The sequence below is a fragment of the Anabaenopsis elenkinii CCIBt3563 genome, assembly GCF_015245355.1.
GTDB lineage: Bacteria > Cyanobacteriota > Cyanobacteriia > Cyanobacteriales > Nostocaceae > Anabaenopsis > Anabaenopsis elenkinii.
In genome coordinates this window covers 3,606,159-3,626,321 of the sequence record NZ_CP063311.1, presented here as the reverse complement: position 1 = coordinate 3,626,321, position 20,163 = coordinate 3,606,159, and the positions used below count along the sequence as shown (strand labels likewise).

The following is a 20,163-nucleotide window of genomic DNA, read 5'->3' as shown; positions in this document are numbered from 1 at the left end:
TTGAAACACAAGGGATTCTAAACTGATGTTGCTACGCGGTCTGAAGACACGCTACGCAACGTTTACGATATGATTTATTTAACCTAATAAACAAGTCATATCGTTGTGGCACAGTCAAAGATGCCCTACCCACCTCGGCTAAACATAAACCTAGCTGTGTGGTTACTTTTCTTAAAATATTTGCTGCAGCTTGAGCATCTGCGGAGGTTAATAATCCTTTAGCAGATTGGTATAATCCACGCTTGACCCTTTTCCCTGACGGTTTCCATCCTGCGGGTTTTTCACCATGCTTGTAGAGGCTATCGTCATCCAGGTAAGACGCTTTTGATGTATACGCTTCTTCCGTTAATGTCACAATAATTCCATATTCATTAGCCAATTCCTTTAATCTTTGAATCAATCTCCCTGTGGGGATGGGGACAAAATTTTGATTATTTACCTTACCTAAATTAGCATTAACTTTTTGTCCTTGATTCCATCCAATAACTATATTTCCTATCTGGTCATTCAGACATCTGTTAACAATGAATCTAGCTGCTTTGTTAATGGCATCTCGCATCTGGTTATTGCGTTTGCGTTGAATGCGGTCAAGGTTAGCATCCCAATAAAAATCAGACTTACCTTGCTTATATTTGGCAACTAAACGGCAATAACCTTGATTCATTGATTTTAGTTTCTTACCATCAATGATTAAACTTTTCCCAAGAGTAGAAACACCTGTTAACCAATTAGTCCCTCCGTGGTCGAATCCCCATGCTTGGGAGTAATCAAGATGTGGGTTGTTTTCAATTGGTTGCTTACCATCATCAATTACCCAGTCAATCCAGAAAAGACCATAATAAGGACGAACTGTTACTTCCTTTACCCAATCGGAATCAATAAAATCAGGCAAGGTTAGCTTGATATCTGTGATTAATTCTGGTTTGGTTTCTTTGCTTATTGATGGCTTGAAATAACCATCTTTAAAAGTAAGTGCTTGCCTTGGGAATGTTACTGCGGCTAATCCTCCTTTTTTACGATACTTAGGTAATGAGGGTCTATCAAGCTCCCCGTTGTAATAAGCTTTAACCAATCGGTTGTAACTGGTTATTGCTTCACCAACTAGTTTTAAGGTTTGTTGTGCTGCTTGTGCGGCTAAACCTTTGTAATGGGGATTATCTTTAAGAGTTTTATCTAATTCCGGGTAAGTTGTTTGGCAATAATAAGTTTTCCATCCACTACGCAATTCGTCGCCAGACCAATAAGTTGTAAAAGCATTATCCATGCTTTCCAGTCGTGCGTAATGACTTTGACGAGTATAGTAAATCGCACAATTTATTAAGCTATTCGAGTGTTGGCATTGGTCAACCCAAAAAGCTTTTTCTTCATCAGTGAATTTAGCTCTGATTGGAATTGTTCTGTACAATCTTTACTCACCTCCTGTTTAGGATTATAGTTGAAACAACAATTAAAGTCAACAACACACAATGGCTAAATTATCAAAAGAAGATTATGAGTACAGACGAACCGAAAACTCTGTATCATCAATCAACTACCACTTTGTTTTTGTACCAAAGCTTAGAAGACCAGTATTAATTAAAGATGTTGCTACACGATTACAAGAAATTATTTTTGACTTAGTTACTGAACATGGATGGAAATTAATTGCACTTGAAGTTCAACCAGACCTCACTTTTTTATTAATGCGCCGACCCATGAATCCCCAGCAGATATCGCTAGATGGGTTAAAGGTAGGGCATCAAATTACTTAAGAAAAGAATTTCCACAATTAAAAAAGCTACCTTCTTTGTGGACACCGACCTACTTTGTTGCGACAACTGGACAAGTAAGCACTGAGGTAGTTAAAAAATATATTGAAACCCAGCGTGGGAAATGAGCAAACACAAAGGATAAATCCCCTTGAGTCGGGTTTCATCACCCTCGCTGAAGCGGAGGGGTTCTCACCCTCCCACTATATTTTCGATAGATGATGGTTTCTTAACTCGCAACAAAGTAGTATAGTCTTGACAGTTAGGTTTTTACTCTAAGTTTTAATAGGAGACTTTAATTAATGTCCACTGATACAGTTGCTTATGTTGAAGGTAGTGAATTTGATACTCTTTTAGGTAGTGAAAAAGTTGTTGTCGTTGATTTCACTGCTACTTGGTGCGGTCCTTGTCGTCTTGTTGCTCCCTTAATGGAACAACTCGCTGAGGAATATCAGGGTCGCCTTCAGGTGGTGAAGGTAGATGTTGACAATAACAAGCCAATTTTCAAAAGGTTTGGTCTGCGTAGCATTCCAGCAGTTTTAATCTTTAAGGATGGTGAGTTAGCAGAAACTATTGTGGGAGTTTCTCCTTATGAAGAGTTTACTGCTGCTGTTAACAAGTTGCTTTAGCTGGTTGATGGTTGAAATTTACTGGTAAATTACAAGACAAACACTTGATTGATTTTAGGTCGAAGCCAGTATTTAAAATAACCTAAATTATCCATAGAATCAATGCTATTATAGCAACTTCATTGATTTTATTTTAATTGCTAATTTCTGATTCTCGACTTTTTCATAGGTCGGGATTTTTATTTTTCATGTTTTCACGATAGTCTATCAATTAGATTGCAACAGCCAAAAAAATAGCAATCTAATTAGATAAGTAGTAAATGAGAATAATATATATTTTTTGGCGTTCAAAATGGGTTTGATATCTGCCAACGATCTCTGAACAATAAAGATATTATGTCTGGAATAAACTCCAAATCCATAAAATTACGGTTTTGTCTATCTTGGTCATTTAAAAATCATATCAAGATCCCATGCCCCCTTTAATGGTACTCTAAGGGTAGCAAATTTGTGATGGAATTATTGAGCTTTGAGTAGCCAAAATTTTGGAATTATGTCAGGGGCTAACTATTGATTATTTTTGGATCAAGATTGCACCTAAGAACAGGTTTTCAAAACACATAATCAAAACTAATCCTATTTTAGTATTCAACTTATGTCACTTGTGAATAAAATTCATTTCCGGAATCTCCGTGGCGATTTGTTTGGCGGATTAACTGCTGCAATTGTTGCATTACCCCTAGCATTAGCTTTTGGTGTTTCATCGGGTGCTGGCGCGATCGCCGGTCTCTATGGTGCTATTTTTGTGGGTTTTTTCGCGGCTCTTTTTGGTGGTACACCCTCCCAAGTTTCCGGTCCTACGGGTCCTATGACCGTGGTTATGGCAACGGTTTTTACAATTATGATTGCTAGAAACCCTGATACTGGACTAGCCATGTCCTTTACAGTAGTAATGTTAGGGGGTTTGTTTCAAATTCTCTTTGGGGTGATGCGCCTGGGACAATACATCACTCTCATGCCTTATACCGTAATTTCGGGTTTCATGTCTGGGATTGGGATAATTATTATCCTCCTGCAAGTTGGTCCGTTCTTGGGTTACGAAAGCACAGGAGGAGTGTGGGGTGTCTTGGGACAATTACCGGTTTATTTTAGCGATCCTAAACTACCAGCTGTAGGTCTAGGTTTACTGGCCTTAATCATTGTATTTACCGCACCACCTAAGCTTAACCGCATTCTCCCAGCCCCTTTACTGGCCTTAATAGTAGGGACATTAGTATCAGTAGTCTGGCTGAAAAATAATCCTGATATTATCCGTATTGGTTCGATTCCCACAGGATTACCCACCCCACAAATGCCCGTATTTTCCCTGGATAATATCAAGGATATGCTAGTTTATGGGCTAATGCTGGGTGTTTTGGGTTCCATTGACTCATTATTGACCTCCCTGGTGGCAGATAATATTACCCGTACCCAGCATGACTCTGACAAGGAATTGATTGGTCAAGGGATTGGTAATTTGATCTCTGGGCTATTTGGGGGTTTACCCGGTGCAGGAGCCACTATGCGGACAGTGACTAATGTGCAAGCAGGGGGACATACTGCTTTATCAGGAATATTTCATGCTGTAACACTGCTGATTATTACTTTATGGGCAGGTCCTTTAACTAAGGATATTCCCCAGGCATTACTGGCAGGAATTTTACTCAAAGTTGGTATTGATATCATTGACTGGGGATTTATCAAACGAGTGCATCGAATTTCCTTAAAAACAACGGGTTTGATGTATCTGGTAATGATACTGACGGTATTTGTTGATTTAATTACTGCAGTTGCTGTTGGGGTTTTTATAGCCAACTTGTTAACGGTGAAGAATTTAACAGATTTACAAAGCGATCGCGTTAAGGCCAGTACACAACCCACCAATGAACTGAGGCTGAATCCGGAGGAAAAGCAATTATTAAGCCGAGCCCAAGGCCGCATATTACTGTTTCAGTTGGGGGGAGCGATGAGTTTTGGCGCGGCAAAAGTCATTTCCCGACGCATGAGTATTATTAAGGATTATACAGTTCTCCTTTTAGATATGAGTGATGTGCCATTATTAGGAGTCACAGCTGCACTGGCTATTGAAAGCATGGTAGAAGACGCCGCTGCTAAACATCGTCATGTATTTCTGGTGGGAGCCAGTGGACGTACCCAAAGTCGGATTAAGAAGTTGGAGTTAGAACGTTTTCCCCTGGTTTACCAAGTAGAAAATCGTTTCCAAGCTCTGCAATCTGCCTTAGACTTGATTCCGTCAGCTACACTTGCTCAATCTGGCTCTAATGAAACACACAACAATAATTAAAACCTTTTGGACTAGATATCTTGACCTTACTCCCGCCAGACTTGTGAGGTAGACTGAGGAGTAAGGTTATACGGTTGATTAAACCAGGGAACTCACAAATTTCTCTAACCTGTCCATTCCTTTTTCAATCGTGTCCATATCCGTGGCGTAAGACAAACGAATGTTTTGATCAGCACCAAAGGCAATACCAGGAATGACAGCTACTTGCTGTGTTTCTAAGAGGGCGTTAGAGAATTCCAGGGAGTTAAGACCTGTTTTACTGATATCAGGAAACAAGTAAAAAGCACCATCTGGTTTACTACAACTCAATGCAGGAATAGCGTTGAGTCGATCCAACATTACCTGTCGCCGCTGGGCGAAGGCTTGGCGCATTGATTCTACACAGTCTTGAGAGCTTTCTAAAGCTGCGATCGCTCCATATTGAGCAAAAGTACACACATTAGATGTACTATGTCCTTGAATAGAAATAGCAGATCGAATAATCTCCACAGGTCCTGCTAAATAACCCAGTCGCCAACCAGTCATAGAATAAGCTTTAGCAAACCCGTTACTGATCAACGTGCGATCAAAGATGGCTTTCCCCAGGGAACCAATGCTGATATGTTCTGCGCCGTCGTAGAGAATCTTTTCGTAAATCTCATCCGACACTACATAAATATCTGCATCCACTACCACTTGGGCCAGTGCTTTAATCTCATCTGGGGTGTAGACCATCCCAGTCGGATTAGATGGAGAGTTAAGAATAAATAACTTAGTTTTGGGTGTAATTGCTTGACGTAGTTGTTCTGGGGTAACTTTATAATCAGTCGTTGCATCTGTGGTCAGAATTACTGACTTCCCACCAGCCAAGGTTACCATTTCTGGATAACTTAGCCAATAGGGGGAACCGAATATTACCTCATCCCCCGGATCGATTAGGGCTAACATCAGGTTAAATAAAGAATGTTTGCCGCCGTTGGTGACAATCACATTCTCTGACTGATAATTGAGACCGTTGTCGGTTTTCAGCTTCTGGGCGATCGCTTCCCTTAACTTTGGTTCTCCAGCTGCTGGGCCATACTTGGTTTTACCTGAATCCAAAGCTTTCGCTGCTGCGGCTTTGATGTGGGCTGGAGTGTCAAAATCCGGCTCTCCAGCGCTAAAACTACAAACGTCTATTCCCTCAGCCTTCATGGCCTTAGCTTTAGCTGCGATAGCTAAGGTTAGAGAAGGGGTCACCTTACTTACTCGTGCTGCCAGCTTCATGCTTAATTTATTTGGCAATTCTCTCACTTATCTAAGGATATCTTAGAATATTTGCCAGTAGTTGTATTTTTATAATTCCTCAGCAAGTTGATAGCTAAGTTTATGAGTTAAATCTCCACTTAGCACTTTTTCATCTTCTCATGGAAAAACCACAGATAAACCGATATGTATTCCTCTTGGGAAAGCATTCCATCTTTGAGAATGCCTTTACAATGAGGTTTATCTGTGATTACAAGTAATAATTAGGATTCTTGCCATAATTCTATTTTAGATTTTTACCCTAGCAAGTCATATACCGAAAGACGCAAATCCCAGCTTTGTCGAACCAGAATCTGAAATAATAAAAATATAGTTCCCAGAGCAACAGCCCGAGAACCATGGTAGCCCATACTTTTTTTGCTAACTAACGCTCTTGACATACTCACCGATCTTGAAGTATGGCTTACGCCACGCTACGCTATCGGTGATTCTTGACAGTTCACAGTAACTAGCTGCCGAAGCAGTCTTATAGTCACTCCCTGTCCATTTAAAGTCGTGCCGATGCCCCATGCCGACTATTGGGTTTTAGCTTTTTGTTGTTTTTTAGGCAAGTTTTTTGCCAAGAATCAAGAAAAGCCCTCGTAGAACAACGGGGTTTTAAACCCATTTTTTTGATAAATACATAAGTTAAGATTGTTTTTCAACCAAGGCTTATCAACCAATGTACTCCAGATAAATTTCCCGTACATTTGTTCAAAAATTCCTGAATCCAACTCTATAACAAGACCTTGGTTCTCGGCTTTGTGTTTTAGACTTTCGAGAACAGGATTTTTTGAGACCTGGTTTTAACGAGAGCATTAATGAAAGAAAGTTAGCAAATCACTAGCTAGTTATTAGCCCTTCAATGTTGATTATATCTGACCGCTAAAGGCAGGCTTTACTTTGCGGTCAATCCTTTCCCCCAAGTCTTCAGCAATTGTTAAAGTAACTGGTTTACACCGCTTGACATTCACAAGTATTCCCTGTGCTCCTTCAACCTCCAAATCTTCTACATAGCCCTTGAGTGCCACTTTAGCATCAGCAGCACTCAAAAATGGACCGAAGTAGTAGGTACACCGGGGCTTGTGCGTCACAATTTCCACCCACCAGGCTAGACCCATGTTGTGGAACGTATTAGTTAATGATTCCTTCAGGTGATTCCAAATTGTTTGCATAGTTGTAGCTGATTTATCAATGTGGTACTGAATATTAAAGGAAAGGATATGGTACTATTGTTTATTTTACATTTCTTTATACTCTGTTACTGTCTTTTTGTGAACTACCTCAACTGGGCTGACCTTATAGTCGGGGCTTTCCATTTCACAGAGAAATTAAGAGCAGCAATAGGTCGCTTTTGGCCTAATTGTTTTTCATATTTGGTTAAGTATTTTGAACTGCGGATATTTTCCTTTACCTTCAAAAAAGTTTTGATATGGACGACTCAGGTTCAGTCCTACAGATTGCAAGACATCGGGGTAACTCTGTTTGAGCCACTTAGTTTGTTCCTCCTGTTTCAGTATGGACAGTCAAGAATTTAGAGCAGATGTAGACAAGCCTTTGCGAGTTACTTTATGGGTTCCCAGACATTTATCTCACCCATAATTCCACCACCAACGGGTACAAGTGAACTCTTACTGCTTGTCTTCTCATCTATCTAAAATCTAAAACTCTCCAAATATCGACTTTTTAGTATTCTACATATATTGTAGTAAAAGTCCATAGGAGGAGAGGCGATTGGTGACTATTGAAATACCTCAGTCTCTCATCAACCGCCGGTTGAATCAGTCCCATCTGTTTGAGTGATCACCCGGCTTTTATCCCCATCTAAAATTCCTATAGGTGGGAACTTACGGCTGTTTTTTTTTCCAAGGGTTTTTGTAATTTATCTAGGTACAAAGTGTTTAATGACCGTTGCCGATAGATTTCGTACAGTGCCATACCAGCGGCCACTGAGGCGTTAAGACTAGGAGTTTTGCCTAAGAGGGGGATGGAAACCAAGACATCACACGATCGCTGTGTGAGCATACTCAGCCCTTCGCCTTCCGAGCCAATAACTAGAACTATAGGACCAGTAAATTTAACTGTATGCAGGGGTTCGCTGGCTGTGCTAGCAGTGCCATAAATCCAAAATCCCGCGTCTTTCAATTCTTCTAAGGCACGACTGAGGTTAACTACTCTGGCTACAGAAAAGTTTTCTAAAGCACCTGCTGCCACTTTGACCACAGTAGAAGTAATTCCTGATGCCCTTCTTTGGGGGATCACCAAACCCTGAGCGCCTATGGCTTCAGCCGTGCGAATAATTGCTCCCAAATTATGGGGATCAGTAATTCCCTCAGCCACCACAATTACAGGATCACTCACAGATTTTGCTTGTGCAATTAAATCAGGTAACTCAATATATTCGTGGGGGGCTACTTGGGCCGCAATACCTTGGTGATTGGCCCTATCGGTGATTTGGTCTAAGCGTCTTGGCTCTACTTCATCAATGACTGTGCCATTTTCCTTGGCTTGCAAGAGTAAATGATGAAAGCGGGGGTCGTAACGTAAACGAGTAGTAATCCAGATGCGGTTCAGTTCCCGTTCACTTTCCAAAGCCGTCAAAACTGGATGGCGACCGTAGATGAGATCATTATCTTCTGGTAATTTTGCTACCGGGGATGAATGGACATTAGTAGGATGTTGGCTTGTGCCTCTGGAGACAGGTTTGTTATCTCTGTCACTCACACGGGGACTACGAATAGAATTAGGAATAACACGCTTACCCTTAAATTTTATGGGTTTGGCGCGATTCCCTTCGCTAGGAGTCTGGATTTTCCTGGGTTTATTAGTCATAGGAGTTTTGGGTATAGTTTATGGGTGGAATATCGGGCTTCTTTGAATTTACTCAACCCCAAGTGGTGAGTATCCTATCTTGAGACTGAGCCCCTCACTATTTCTCTAGATGGAGTTTTTGCAACAATTCGGTTAAACGGGGGAAATCAGTGAGATAAAGGTAGCCAATTAAGGTTTCTAAACTTGTTGCTTGTTGATAAATTTGGGGTTCAACACGCTTAGGGCGTCCTCCAGCCGCATTACGGCCTCGACGGACGATTTCTAATTCGGCTGGACTCAAATGGGGAGTTAGCGATCGCAAATGTAGCGCTTGTGTTTCAGCTCTTACTTGTGCTACTACCAAAGAATGGTAGGTTTTAGTCTGTTGCATTGGCAACAGATAGAACATCCTAACATACAATTCGTAAATTGCATCACCTATATAGGCTAACGCCAAAGGCGACATTTGTTGTATTTGTGACCGAGAAATTTGCAGAGGTAATGTCCCTGTGGTAGCCAACAGTGCTTGGTGCCAAGACGAATTCGGCGCGGCGGTTTCATTTTTCCCTTGTAATAGCTCTTTTTCCTGTGACGTCACAAATTCATCATTCCTCAACGGGCTATAGTTAGCAGCCATCTTCACAGAGCTTTCATAGATTAGTGATTTCTCCAGCCATCCAACAGACTGTCAAAGACTACCAAATAATTGTAACCTTTTTGATTAATACTTGATTTTGGGACATTAAAGTATTTTATCAAACTGTTGGGCTATTTTAGCCATCTCCAAGTCAGAGGTTGTTTTATAACTTTTTAGGGAACACACCGAACACACCGAAGCAACAAAATCAAGTCCAATTCCCTTCACAAGGGAAAGGTGAGGGTGCAGTAAAACAATATTTGAGACATTAATCATCATTTTTAAAACATTCTCTCAGAAGACTACCCCTGATCAGCTTCCACCAGCCACTAATTGTTAAACCTCTCTCGCCAGGAGAGAGGTTCTTTTTCGGCTATGGCTGGCGCCATGCTACCCTATCGATAAATCACCCCCACTTATCTTGAGGTAAGTGTAGGCTGGGAGTTTCATCAACAGACGCTTTTCTACCTTGTGATTTTTTGGTTTACTCCGCCTCAAATCGACCAAAATGGCTGACGCCACGCTCCCCTATCGGCATTTCCTCAGCCCATATGAAGCGATCAACAAGATTACTTGATGTTTCCTAAAGCCGCATCAACTGAAGTTTGCAGGGCTAGAAACTTTTCTAAGCGCACCAGCTTGACCGTTTGAGTTACTCGGGCATTTGTCACAATCTGCAAAGTACCGCCGGCGGTTTGAGCTTGTTTAGCTAGTTGCACCAGAGCGCCCAAACCCGAGCTATCAACAAAGTCAATTTGTGAGAGATCCAGAATAATGTGCTTTGGACCATCATCAATTTTATTGCTTAGTACCTTGCGAAACGTCGGCTCAGAAAATGCGTCTAATAAACCTGTGAGGCGGAATAGCTGACAGTTATCCCGGACTTCGCGAGTACCTCTCAGGCTCACGGTTAGATTAAGTGGTTCAGCAATAATTCCCTCCTCATGGTTAAAGTGAACGCTCAAGTATAGATGGTTTTAGCGCAAGTTGTCCACAACTTGCCCAGATAGGGAAACTAAGGGGATGGGTAGATACTCCATTAATAACTTCTCTGGTGATTCCGCTCTACTAAACTTCCACAGAACTCACCTAAAACTCCTCAATTACCTTCCTGCTTCACTTTGAGGGCGAAGGGAGTTAGTTAATCCACAGGCTTTAGGATTGGACTTAGCTACCCAGACCCGGAAATTTTGAGAGTTTTAGGCGGGGTTATTGTCTGAGATTTTCAAGTCATTAATACCCCTTGTCCAGGGTTTATTGCTTAATTTTGGGCAAAATTAAGCAAAAGTTTGGTGAGAGTGGTTAACCCCTTATACCCCATCTCACTTCTTACTTTACCTCACTTGTTCTAGATGAACTTGCTCTTTTGCATAGCTTGGACAAATTCCTGAAATAGGTAGTCACCATCATGAGGTCCAGGACTAGCCTCTGGGTGATACTGAACGGAGAATATAGGCAGAGACTGATGACGTAAGCCGGCAACAGTGCCATCATTGAGATTTAGGTGGCTGACTTCCACAACTCCGGCGGGTAATGAATCGGGGTCAATAGCAAAACTGTGGTTTTGGCTGGTAATTTCTATCTTCTGCTGTAGTCCGGCGGGCTGATTTAAACCACGATGACCAAATTTGAGTTTATAAGTTTCTGCCCCCAGAGCATGACCTATAATCTGGTGTCCCATACAAATGCCAAATATCGGTTTTTGACTTTCCAGCAATGCCTTGGCGGTTGTAATCCCTTGTGTGACCGCCGCTGGGTCACCAGGACCATTGGAAAGAAATATGCCATCTGGGTTGTATTTGAGGATTTCCTCCACTGGTGTATCTAAAGGAACAACTATTACTCGGCAACCGTAACTTGCTAGGCGACGCAAAATATTACGTTTTATACCAAAGTCCAGGGCAACAACAGTCAAAGGTTCTGTGTTATTGACTACATATTCTGAATTGAACTCCCAAGCGGGAATTGTCTTGTCTGTCCATTCATATACTTTGGGGGTAGTAACTTGACGCGCCAAATTTAAACCAGCCATGCTAGGTGCTGCTAGTACCTGCTCTAACAATTCCACTTCATCCAGAGATGTAGAAATACCACCATTCATAGCTCCTACTGTGCGAATTTTGCGAGTGAGGGCACGAGTATCAATACCGTAGATACCAGGTATTTGATGGTGAGTGAGGTAATCGGGTAAGGATTGGGTTGACCGCCAGTTGCTGGGGCGATGACAAATATTGCGGGCGATCGCCCCAGCACACAGAGGACGGTCCGATTCCTCATCTTCCATATTGATCCCAGTATTTCCTAACTCAGGATAGGTAAAAATGACTATTTGACCGCAGTAACTGGGGTCGGTCAGGACTTCTTGATATCCAGTCATACCGGTGTTAAATACCACTTCCCCGATTTTGGTTCCCGTTGCACCAAAAGACCAACCGCGATAAGTAGTTCCATCGGCTAAGACAAGTAGAGCAGGTATTGTGTCAGACAGGGGCATAGGTGATTAAGACAAAAAATAATGTAAGTTTCACGCCATAAAGGCGTAACCCAGGTTTCTCACCTGGTAATTCTTTGATCCACAGCCACAGCGTCAAAGCTTGACTTTGGGGATAGTGGAACAGTGATCCTCTGTGGACATTTGTTAATAGTAAGCAGTATTTTGTCCCTAGTGCAGCTACTACTGCAAATATTAATTATCTCATGTCCCAACCGCCAACCCCAATACCCTTGTAGCCAAAATTAGCATTTATCGCCCCCCAAACAGCAGTATTTATTACCCCCATCAAAGAAGGTATGGGTAGAAAAGCAATTATTTAAGTCACTAATCAGGCTCAAAAGTTAATCCTGTAGAAACTCAACTAGCTGTTCTAATTTTTGCCAAGCAGCACCACTCTTAAGAATTTCTCTAGACACATTCACTCCTTGGGCATGGTCTAACCAAGGAATTACACCCGCCACTTGCAGGGCTAGGGAAGCATTTAATGCCACAGCGTCCTGTTGAGCCACAGTTCCCTTACCTTGTAATACTGCTTTCAAAATCACTGCATTTTCTTGCACATCCCCACCCCGCAGATCACTCAGACCCGCCGCAGTTACATTTACTTCTTGGGGATTGAGAGTAGTTAATTGAACTTTACCTTCAGATAAAACCGCCAAGTCCGTTATATCTCCTAAGCCAGCCTCATCCAGTTTTTCTCTCCCATACAGGACAATTGCTTTTTGTTTACCTAAGTTATGTAATGCTTGGGCAACAGTTATTAAAAGCTTGGGAGTAAATAGCCCCACTACTTGCCCCGTGGGATATAAGGGATTGACTAATGGCCCGAGTAAATTAAATACGGTTCTGACTTTGAGAGTCCGTCGTAAACCAGCAACGGCTTTGAGGGCTGGATGCCACCCAGGGGCAAACAAGAAAGTGATTCCCACCTCTTTTACTGCCCCCTGCACCTTTTCACTAGGAGCACTCAGATTTACCCCCAATGCTTCCAACACATCCGCACTACCAGTCAGACTGGAGGCGGAGCGATTGCCATGTTTAGCAACGGGTACACCATAGGCAGCAGCTACAAAAGCCACTGCTGTAGAAATATTAAAGGTTGATGAACCGTCGCCGCCAGTACCACAGGTATCTATGAGGTTTATCATCCCTTGAGTAGATTCTCTGTTATTACCCTGTTTTGATTGAGACTGTAACACTTGAGCCATACCAGTCAACTCTTCGGCGGAAATACCTTTAAAGTTCAGCGCCGTTAAAATTGCCCCTGATAATTCGGGGGGGACAGCTTCAGTTAACCACCCTTGCATCAACTCAGCAGCTTGAGTGCGTGACAATGATTCAGTGTCCATTAATTGTTGTAGCAGCAGATGCCAGTTAGCAGGGGATTCTTGAGTCGGGATTGGGGAACTTGCCATAGGATTACTAGTTGAGGATATGGGAGCTATCCTACCGAAAAATGGCAACCCAGCAGCCAATCATCAGCTATGGAGGTCAAAAACCTGACTGTGGTTGAGGGGGGTTTGTTGGCTATGGTGGACAGAGATAACGCATTATTTGCGCTAAAATTAGTTAAGAAAAGGTTATCAACTCCACAAATTTTAGTTAAACTTAAATATTTTTCGGCTTTTACTTGTAGAATTTAATCCTGAAGTGCAGAATTTATAGGAGCAATATTGTATACTTCACACAGCCTTAAAGTCGGGGATCAGGTTTTAATCCTCAGTCCAGCTTACGTAATGGGTAAAGTTGGCGTGGTTTGTGGCATGGAGTCAAGTTATGACACTCAAGCCCACACCCGTTGGATTATCCAAATTGCATCAGAAAATATGGTGGTGTCACTCACCCGGGATGAGTTTCAGGCACTTAGCCCGGGGGTTCAATAATTCAGGGTATACTCGGGGGTTCTAGCTTGTTACTAATCTTGAGTTCTTTTTTGCTACGTTTCAACTGTTTCCAAAGAGCTTTAATTTGTTTATAAGCTTGTTCGGGTGTCAGTTTCCCAGATGTCTCTAAATTGGAGATGTAGCCGACTCTTTGAGCAAATTCTTGCAGATTGGCGTTAAATATTAAATTTTTTGGCTCAAATTGACCATAGTATGGGCTACGAGGGTAAATAAAATTCTTTTTATCGTTCTGATTAGGCTCTGCCATCAGTTGACCCCCTTATAAATTAAGTTTGATGAATCATTAACTAATGTGCTCCATTCAACTGGAGAACAGTAGAGACAAAAATACTCGGTTCTCTAGCACCATGAGAAAATAATATTTCTACAAGAGGTGTTCCGGATAATTAAGAGCTAGGGCTACTATAATTTGCTGTGATGTTAATTCACTTACCGGAGCGGGTTTCATATCCCTGTAGTCTAGCAATTGCACTAAAATGAGGTAGGCGATCGCCAACACCAGGGAAATAGCACCTGTAATAACTGCAACTATTTTTGACCTGTTCATCAGTATTTACTCCGGAAAATTTGGGAATGATCAAACTTTACTTTTAGTATAGAAACTTAGTATGACATCAAATATTTCAAAATTGATATATACCACCAATTGGAAATTGGCTAACCTCAACCTATAAATATGGATAAACAACCAATACAAGTAATTGGAGGTGGACTAGCTGGGACAGAAGCAGCTTGGCAAATAGCCCAAGCAGGCGTACCGGTAATACTCCATGAAATGCGCCCAAAACGCTTTAGTCCAGCCCATCATACCGAAGATGTGGCAGAGTTAGTATGTAGTAATTCCTTTGGGGCTATGGCGAGCGATCGCGCCACAGGACTCCTACACGCCGAACTACGTCAACTCAATTCCATAGTCATCTCCAAAGCCGATGAACACGCCGTCCCTGCTGGGGGAGCCCTTGCGGTAGATAGGGGGAAATTTAGCCAAGACCTAACCGCCACCCTATGTCAACATCCCTTAATTGAATTTCGCCGGGGTGAGGTAACAGCCATTCCCGAAGGAATCGTAGTTTTAGCTACAGGTCCCTTAACCAGTCCCGACTTGGCCGCCGATTTACACCGGTTCACGGGGATGGAATACCTCAGCTTTTTCGATGCTGCTAGCCCCATTATTGTGGGAGAGTCCATAAATCATGATATCGCTTTTATGGCATCCCGCTATGACAAAGGGGAAGCAGCTTACCTCAACTGTCCCATGAATAAACAGCAGTATCTGCATTTTTGGTCAGAACTGCGCCAAGCAGAACAAACGGAATTAAAAGACTTTGAACGGGAAACAGCCAAGTTTTTTGAAGCTTGTTTACCCATTGAAGAACAAGCCCTACGGGGAGAAGACACCATGCGCTATGGTCCACTCAAACCCGTGGGACTCTCGGATAGTCGCACAGGGGAACGTCCCTACGCCGTGGTACAGCTACGCCAGGAAGATAAAGCGGGTCAACTGTGGAACATGGTAGGCTTTCAAACTAACCTGCGCTGGGGTGAACAAAAACGAGTTTTCCGCTTGATTCCTGGGTTAGAAAATGCCGAATTTGTACGGTTGGGAGTCATGCACCGGAATACTTTTATTAATGCCCCCCAGTTAATCCACTCCACCTTACAATTTAAGCAGCGTCCTACTTTATTCGCGGCGGGACAGTTGATTGGTACTGAAGGTTATACCGCAGCAGCTGCTGATGGTTGGTTAGCGGGAACTAATGCTGCGCGGTTGGCTTTGGGTCAGGAACTATTAGCAGCACCACCCACTACTATGATGGGGGCGTTATTAGAATTTATTAGTTCAGCATCACCGAAGCACTTTCAACCAATCCCACCTAATTTTGGGATTTTGCCGGATTTGGGTATCAAAATTAAAAGTAAGCCGGAGCGTTATGGGCGTTATCGCGATCGCTCTTTGGCTGATTTAGCCAGCTGGAAAAATCAGTTTTAAATTTTTCTCCCTCACTAAGGGAGGGTTCCTGATTTTTCCAGTACATGGGTAGATTACTGAGTATTCTTTAATTCTGTTTACCACCCTACCAATTATTTTTTAACCTGTGCTACAATGGGAGAAAATTAGGGCGCGTGGCTCAGTGGATAGAGCAACAGATTCCGGTTCTGTGGGTCGGGGGTTCAAATCCCTCCGCGCTCGTTGTGTTAATTCCCAAATAATTTGACTGGGTTAACCTAATGTCCTTGATCAACCACTGTACCCAGTAGTTACAAACATTGGTCTAACTTGCTTTCTTTATATTACCCGTTCCCCATTCCCCAATTATTTACCTGTGGTAGTAAATGATATTATTGTCATCAGCACAGGACAATTGGCTTTTTTTGGTATAATTTCATAGGTAAAAAGCTTCAGCGTTTCTAAAACCAGGTAGAGCGCTGATTCCCTTGTGGTGATTTATGAACAATTACAAAAGTCATTCCATACCCTGCTTCACCAAATCATGATAGCCTAAATCAGAGTTAATGACCCTGATGTTTGTGCCCTTAATCTCAAACCCCAGGGAGGAGATAAATAAAAATGCTTACCTTTGATCAACTCTGGGAACTTCTCACGACTCAAGATGAAAGTGTAGAAATCGAAGCAAAAAAAGGCTCAGGAGTTGGTAAGAGTTGCTTAACTACAATCAGTGCATTTGCTAATGAACCTGGGTTAAGAGGTGGATATTTGATTTTGGGAGTCAAAGCACCAGAAGATAGTGATAGCAATCAGTATGAAATCGAAGGATTGGAAGATCCTGATAAGATCCAGAGAGATTTAACCAGCTACTGCACCCAACAATTTAATATTATTATCCGTCCCCAAATCCACTTGGCTACTAAAGAAGGCAAAACTGTCTTAATTGCATATATTCCTGAAGCTCAACCCACAGAAAAGCCTGTATATATTGTGAGTACAGGTCTACCAAAGGGAGCATATAGGCGTATTTCTTCCACAGACCAACGTTGTACTGATGTAGATATCAAACGTCTTTATCAAGAAAATAGTTTTTCTAGCTACGATACAACTCCCATTTTAGAAGCAACCCTAGAAGATTTAGAACCTCAAGCTATTAACGCTTATAGACAAGCGCGAGGGAAAATTAAACCTAATGCTCCTGAATTGAACTATTTAGATCAAGATTTACTTTATTCTCTTAATGTCATCGTTAAACATCAAAATCAATACTGTCCAACAATTGCGGGATTAATCTTGTTTGGAAATGCGATCGCTCTGAGGCGTTATTGTCCCCTGCATCGTGTAGATTATATTTTAATTGAAGGTACAGAATGGATTACTGATTATCAGAATAGATATCAGACTCTTGAAATCCGTGAACCATTACTCTTAGCTATTCCTAGACTGGTAACAAATGTTCTCAATGACTTACCCACAAGATTTGGACTAGCTGAGGATAGTATTCAACGCAGTGAAATTCCTCTCATTCCCCGTAAAGTTATTAGAGAAGCAATAGTTAATGCTGTCATGCACCGAGACTATAGCCAACGTAGTCCTATCCAGATTATTAAGTATTCTAACCGCTTGGAAATCCGCAATCCTGGTTACTCTTTGAAAACTCTTGACCGAGAAACTTTAGGAGAACCAGGTTCTGTGATTCGTAATGAAGCGATCGCCGCAGTGCTTCATGAAACAGGATTTGCTGAAACTAAAGGATCGGGGATTCGAGTCATATTGGAAGCTATGCTAGAAGCTAACTTGAGCCTACCATCTTTTGAATCTAATCGTAACTTAGACAAATTTAATCTTACTCTTTTTTCTCATAATCTTTTTGATACAGAAGCCTTACAATGGTTATCACAATTCAAAATCCATAATCTGACTGATGAAGAAGCGAAAATATTAGTTGTCTTGAGAGAAAAAGGAATAATTAATAATGCCGTTTCTCGTTTAATCAATGGTGTAGATACCCTGAAGGCTAGTCAAAACTTAAAAAGATTGAGGGATATTGGTTTAATTCAATCACATGGAAAAAGTTCAGCGACTTATTACACCCTTAACCCTGAGTTTCAGTCTAAAGAACAATCTCAGGTAGATAACTTTAATCAAGACAGTAGTACAGTAGAGGGCGAAACCTTATCAAGACAGTCCTCAACCCCTTATCAAGACAGTAGTACAGTAGAGGGGGAAACCTTATCAAGACAGTCCTTAACCCCTTATCAAGACAGTACTCAATTGACACCAGAACAACTTACACTTGAATTATTCACTGATACACAAAAAACATCTTTACAAGAGAAAATAGAGAAGATTGGTAGTCGCACCAAGCAGGAGGAAATTAAACATATCATCCTTGAATTGTGTAAAATACAACCTTACTCCTCTAATGAATTAGCCTCTTTATTAAACCGAGAGCGAAAATACCTGCTACATAAACATTTAAAACCTTTAATTGATGAGGGATCGCTGGAATATACCAATCCTGAAAAACCAAATGACCCTCATCAAACTTATCGCACTGTTAAAAAATAAACCATATCTTCATCCCCATCATACCTAAACTTGAGTTGTAAAAGGCGATCGCTGTTAAATAATCTTTTGTGATTTTCTCAATTCGCCAAACTACACAGTAATAATCACTACAGACATCCTATCTGATATTTTAAAACTAGGACTAATTTGTAAGATGAGGGGTCAATACTAGGACTTACGCATTGACAGAATCAACCAAATATCATATGTGAGTTTCGGGCATTTTAACGTGATTTGTTGATTATTTTTGAGCGATCGCGAAGCGCTGCTGCAAGCAGTTCGCTACTGATCGGAAGTTAATCGTCAGAAGCCTGAAAAGTGAGTTACAGGAAGTTTGAGGAAATTACAGTAAAGATTGTGGGTGTGGATTAATAACTCCGCCGCCAAATCTTGATGGTACCATTCCCACTCCCAGAAGCTAAGGTGCGACCATCCGGGCTGAAGGCTACAGACAAAACCGGACTTGAATGTCCCGTGAGAGTGGCGATTGACCTCCCGGTGGCGACATCCCACAGTTTGATGGTTCGATCCCAACTCCCAGAAGCTAAGGTGCGACCATCTGGGCTGAAGGCTACTGACTCAACCTCACTTGAATGTCCCGTGAGAGTGGCGATTGACCTACCTGTGGCGACATCCCACAGTTTGATGGTACCATTCCCACTCCCAGAAGCTAAGGTGCGACCATCCGGGCTATAAACATAGCGTAAATATCCGGTGATGAGGGTGGCGATTTTCGCTTGGGTGGCGACATCCCACAGTTTGGTGGTACCATCCGAACTCCCAGAAGCTAAGGTTTTACCATCTGGGCTGAAGGCTACTGAATAAACGTAATCTGAATGTCCGGTGAGGGTGGCGATTGACCTCCCCGTGGCGACATCCCACAGTTTGATGGTGTCATCCAAACTCCCAGAAGCTAAGGTGCGACCATCCGGGCTGAAGGCTACTGAATTAACCCGATCTGAATGTCCCGTGAGTGTGTCGATTGACCGCCGAGTGGCGACATCCCACAGTTCGATGGTCTTATCATAACTCCCAGAAGCTAAGGTTTTACCATCGGGGCTGAAGGCTACTGAACAAACCCTATCTGAATGTCCGGTGAGGGTGGCGATTGACCTCCCGGTGGCGACATCCCACAGTTTGATGGTGTCATCCAAACTCCCAGAAGCTAAGGTGCGACCATCCGGGCTATAAACATAGCGTAAATATCCGGTGAGGGTGGCGATTGACCGCCGGGTGGCGACATCCCACAGTTTGATGGTGTTATACCTACTCCCAGATAAGGTGCGACCATCCGGGCTGAAGGCTACTGAAGTAACATACTCTGAATGTCCGGTGAGGGTGGCGATTTCTCGCCATGAAGATAGTTCATAAGCTTTTAAAGCCTCAATGACCTGAATAGACTTATTATCTTTAGATCGCAGGAGATTATAAGCCGCATCCTTGACATCATCTGATTCATCTGTAGTTAAAGCTTCGAGAAGTAATTTAACCCCATCGTCCCCATAGTTCAAGGCTTGGGATATGGCATTTATCCTCACATTGGGGTCAGGGTTCTTATATCTCTGCTGCGCCCCTTGGATTCCCCCTAAGACCAGGGCATTTTCTGGAGCGTTACCAGTACCACCTAGTACTAGATCAAATTTCCCTGGTTGTGGCTCGTTCATCTTAGGTTACCACTGGTAGTTAATTTAGTCTTGGGGACATTATATAATGACGTGTTACCCAATACTTGTTAAGCGATTCATGAGAAAATAGGTAGAGGGTGTAAGAGGATGTTTTAAAAGGTATGATTAGTGTATCAACTATTGTTTCACCCCACCCTAACCCTCCCCTTGTAAGGGGAGGGAACTGGATTTTTATGTGCTTAGTTTAAT

General features: G+C 42.2%; 16 protein-coding genes, 1 tRNA gene and 1 pseudogene. 6 read left to right on the top strand and 12 right to left on the bottom strand.

What is annotated here, in order from left to right; all coding sequences use genetic code 11:
• Positions 1-31: 31 nt before the first annotated feature.
• On the bottom strand, positions 32-1,405 hold the full coding sequence (locus IM676_RS15800; RefSeq protein ID WP_200987767.1) for an RNA-guided endonuclease InsQ/TnpB family protein: 1,374 nt from the start codon (positions 1,403-1,405) through the stop codon (positions 32-34).
• 169 nt (positions 1,406-1,574) lie between these two features.
• Between IM676_RS15800 and tnpA the strand changes: the two are divergent.
• The 3 genes and pseudogenes from tnpA to IM676_RS15785 all read left to right on the top strand — a co-directional run bounded on the left by tnpA (position 1,575) and on the right by IM676_RS15785 (position 4,661).
• Positions 1,575-1,876: pseudogene (gene tnpA / locus IM676_RS15795) on the top strand (IS200/IS605 family transposase).
• A 174-nt stretch (positions 1,877-2,050) separates the two neighbouring features.
• Entirely contained in the window at positions 2,051-2,377 is a 327-nt protein-coding gene (gene trxA / locus IM676_RS15790) for a thioredoxin (RefSeq protein WP_200987766.1), read from the top strand.
• A 595-nt stretch (positions 2,378-2,972) separates the two neighbouring features.
• The gene (locus IM676_RS15785) at positions 2,973-4,661 is read left to right on the top strand and encodes a SulP family inorganic anion transporter (RefSeq protein WP_200987765.1); all 1,689 of its coding nucleotides are present in this window, start codon (positions 2,973-2,975) and stop codon (positions 4,659-4,661) included.
• 78 nt (positions 4,662-4,739) lie between these two features.
• Here IM676_RS15785 and IM676_RS15780 read toward each other — a convergent pair whose 3' ends face one another.
• The 10 genes from IM676_RS15780 to IM676_RS15730 form a co-directional block, all read right to left on the bottom strand.
• Positions 4,740-5,906 (bottom strand): pyridoxal phosphate-dependent aminotransferase, encoded by a 1,167-nt coding sequence (locus tag IM676_RS15780; RefSeq protein ID WP_200987764.1) that lies wholly within the window; start codon positions 5,904-5,906, stop codon positions 4,740-4,742.
• Between the two features lie 275 nt (positions 5,907-6,181).
• Complete coding sequence (locus tag IM676_RS15775) at positions 6,182-6,325, bottom strand: hypothetical protein (RefSeq protein WP_200987763.1); 144 nt, start codon at positions 6,323-6,325, stop codon at positions 6,182-6,184.
• 471 nt (positions 6,326-6,796) lie between these two features.
• The gene (locus IM676_RS15770) at positions 6,797-7,099 is read right to left on the bottom strand and encodes a DUF1816 domain-containing protein (protein WP_200987762.1); all 303 of its coding nucleotides are present in this window, start codon (positions 7,097-7,099) and stop codon (positions 6,797-6,799) included.
• Positions 7,100-7,757: 658 nt separating this feature from the next.
• Entirely contained in the window at positions 7,758-8,756 is a 999-nt protein-coding gene (gene rlmB, locus IM676_RS15765) for a 23S rRNA (guanosine(2251)-2'-O)-methyltransferase RlmB (RefSeq protein WP_200987761.1), read from the bottom strand.
• Between the two features lie 97 nt (positions 8,757-8,853).
• A complete protein-coding gene (locus IM676_RS15760; protein WP_404799800.1) occupies positions 8,854-9,372 on the bottom strand; it encodes a Mini-ribonuclease 3 in 519 nt (172 codons plus the stop codon).
• Between the two features lie 569 nt (positions 9,373-9,941).
• Positions 9,942-10,337 (bottom strand): STAS domain-containing protein, encoded by a 396-nt coding sequence (locus IM676_RS15755; RefSeq protein ID WP_200987759.1) that lies wholly within the window; start codon positions 10,335-10,337, stop codon positions 9,942-9,944.
• Between the two features lie 383 nt (positions 10,338-10,720).
• The gene (gene carA, locus IM676_RS15750; protein ID WP_200987758.1) at positions 10,721-11,866 is read right to left on the bottom strand and encodes a glutamine-hydrolyzing carbamoyl-phosphate synthase small subunit; all 1,146 of its coding nucleotides are present in this window, start codon (positions 11,864-11,866) and stop codon (positions 10,721-10,723) included.
• Positions 11,867-12,207: 341 nt separating this feature from the next.
• The gene (trpD, locus tag IM676_RS15745) at positions 12,208-13,281 is read right to left on the bottom strand and encodes an anthranilate phosphoribosyltransferase (protein ID WP_200987757.1); all 1,074 of its coding nucleotides are present in this window, start codon (positions 13,279-13,281) and stop codon (positions 12,208-12,210) included.
• A gap of 469 nt (positions 13,282-13,750) precedes the next feature.
• On the bottom strand, positions 13,751-14,017 hold the full coding sequence (locus IM676_RS15735; protein WP_200987755.1) for a DUF7219 family protein: 267 nt from the start codon (positions 14,015-14,017) through the stop codon (positions 13,751-13,753).
• Between the two features lie 117 nt (positions 14,018-14,134).
• Entirely contained in the window at positions 14,135-14,317 is a 183-nt protein-coding gene (locus IM676_RS15730) for a hypothetical protein (RefSeq protein ID WP_200987754.1), read from the bottom strand.
• A gap of 129 nt (positions 14,318-14,446) precedes the next feature.
• Here IM676_RS15730 and trmFO point away from each other — a divergent pair, with 129 nt between their 5' ends.
• The 3 genes from trmFO to IM676_RS15715 all read left to right on the top strand — a co-directional run bounded on the left by trmFO (position 14,447) and on the right by IM676_RS15715 (position 18,289).
• Positions 14,447-15,760 carry an FADH(2)-oxidizing methylenetetrahydrofolate--tRNA-(uracil(54)-C(5))-methyltransferase TrmFO gene (gene trmFO, locus IM676_RS15725; protein WP_200987753.1) on the top strand — a complete coding sequence of 438 codons (1,314 nt, stop codon included), beginning with the start codon at positions 14,447-14,449 and terminating at the stop codon, positions 15,758-15,760.
• 128 nt (positions 15,761-15,888) lie between these two features.
• Positions 15,889-15,961, top strand: a tRNA-Arg gene (locus tag IM676_RS15720).
• A gap of 378 nt (positions 15,962-16,339) precedes the next feature.
• Positions 16,340-18,289, top strand: coding sequence for an ATP-binding protein (locus IM676_RS15715; RefSeq protein ID WP_200987752.1), 1,950 nt, complete (start codon positions 16,340-16,342; stop codon positions 18,287-18,289).
• A gap of 368 nt (positions 18,290-18,657) precedes the next feature.
• On the opposite strand, the gene IM676_RS15710 is transcribed toward IM676_RS15715, so the two are convergent.
• On the bottom strand, positions 18,658-19,953 hold the full coding sequence (locus tag IM676_RS15710; protein WP_200987751.1) for a hypothetical protein: 1,296 nt from the start codon (positions 19,951-19,953) through the stop codon (positions 18,658-18,660).
• Between the last annotated feature and the right edge of the window lie 210 nt (positions 19,954-20,163).

Coding starts and splice junctions, on each gene's coding strand:
- trxA (WP_200987766.1), top strand. CDS start 2,051: ATGTCCACTGATACAGTTGCTTATGTTGAAGGTAGTGAATTTGATACT.
- IM676_RS15785 (WP_200987765.1), top strand. CDS start 2,973: ATGTCACTTGTGAATAAAATTCATTTCCGGAATCTCCGTGGCGATTTG.
- IM676_RS15780 (WP_200987764.1), bottom strand. CDS start 5,906: ATGAAGCTGGCAGCACGAGTAAGTAAGGTGACCCCTTCTCTAACCTTA.
- IM676_RS15775 (WP_200987763.1), bottom strand. CDS start 6,325: ATGTCAAGAGCGTTAGTTAGCAAAAAAAGTATGGGCTACCATGGTTCT.
- IM676_RS15770 (WP_200987762.1), bottom strand. CDS start 7,099: ATGCAAACAATTTGGAATCACCTGAAGGAATCATTAACTAATACGTTC.
- rlmB (WP_200987761.1), bottom strand. CDS start 8,756: ATGACTAATAAACCCAGGAAAATCCAGACTCCTAGCGAAGGGAATCGC.
- IM676_RS15760 (WP_404799800.1), bottom strand. CDS start 9,372: ATGGCTGCTAACTATAGCCCGTTGAGGAATGATGAATTTGTGACGTCA.
- carA (WP_200987758.1), bottom strand. CDS start 11,866: ATGCCCCTGTCTGACACAATACCTGCTCTACTTGTCTTAGCCGATGGA.
- trpD (WP_200987757.1), bottom strand. CDS start 13,281: ATGGCAAGTTCCCCAATCCCGACTCAAGAATCCCCTGCTAACTGGCAT.
- IM676_RS15735 (WP_200987755.1), bottom strand. CDS start 14,017: ATGGCAGAGCCTAATCAGAACGATAAAAAGAATTTTATTTACCCTCGT.
- IM676_RS15730 (WP_200987754.1), bottom strand. CDS start 14,317: ATGAACAGGTCAAAAATAGTTGCAGTTATTACAGGTGCTATTTCCCTG.
- trmFO (WP_200987753.1), top strand. CDS start 14,447: ATGGATAAACAACCAATACAAGTAATTGGAGGTGGACTAGCTGGGACA.
- IM676_RS15715 (WP_200987752.1), top strand. CDS start 16,340: ATGCTTACCTTTGATCAACTCTGGGAACTTCTCACGACTCAAGATGAA.
- IM676_RS15710 (WP_200987751.1), bottom strand. CDS start 19,953: ATGAACGAGCCACAACCAGGGAAATTTGATCTAGTACTAGGTGGTACT.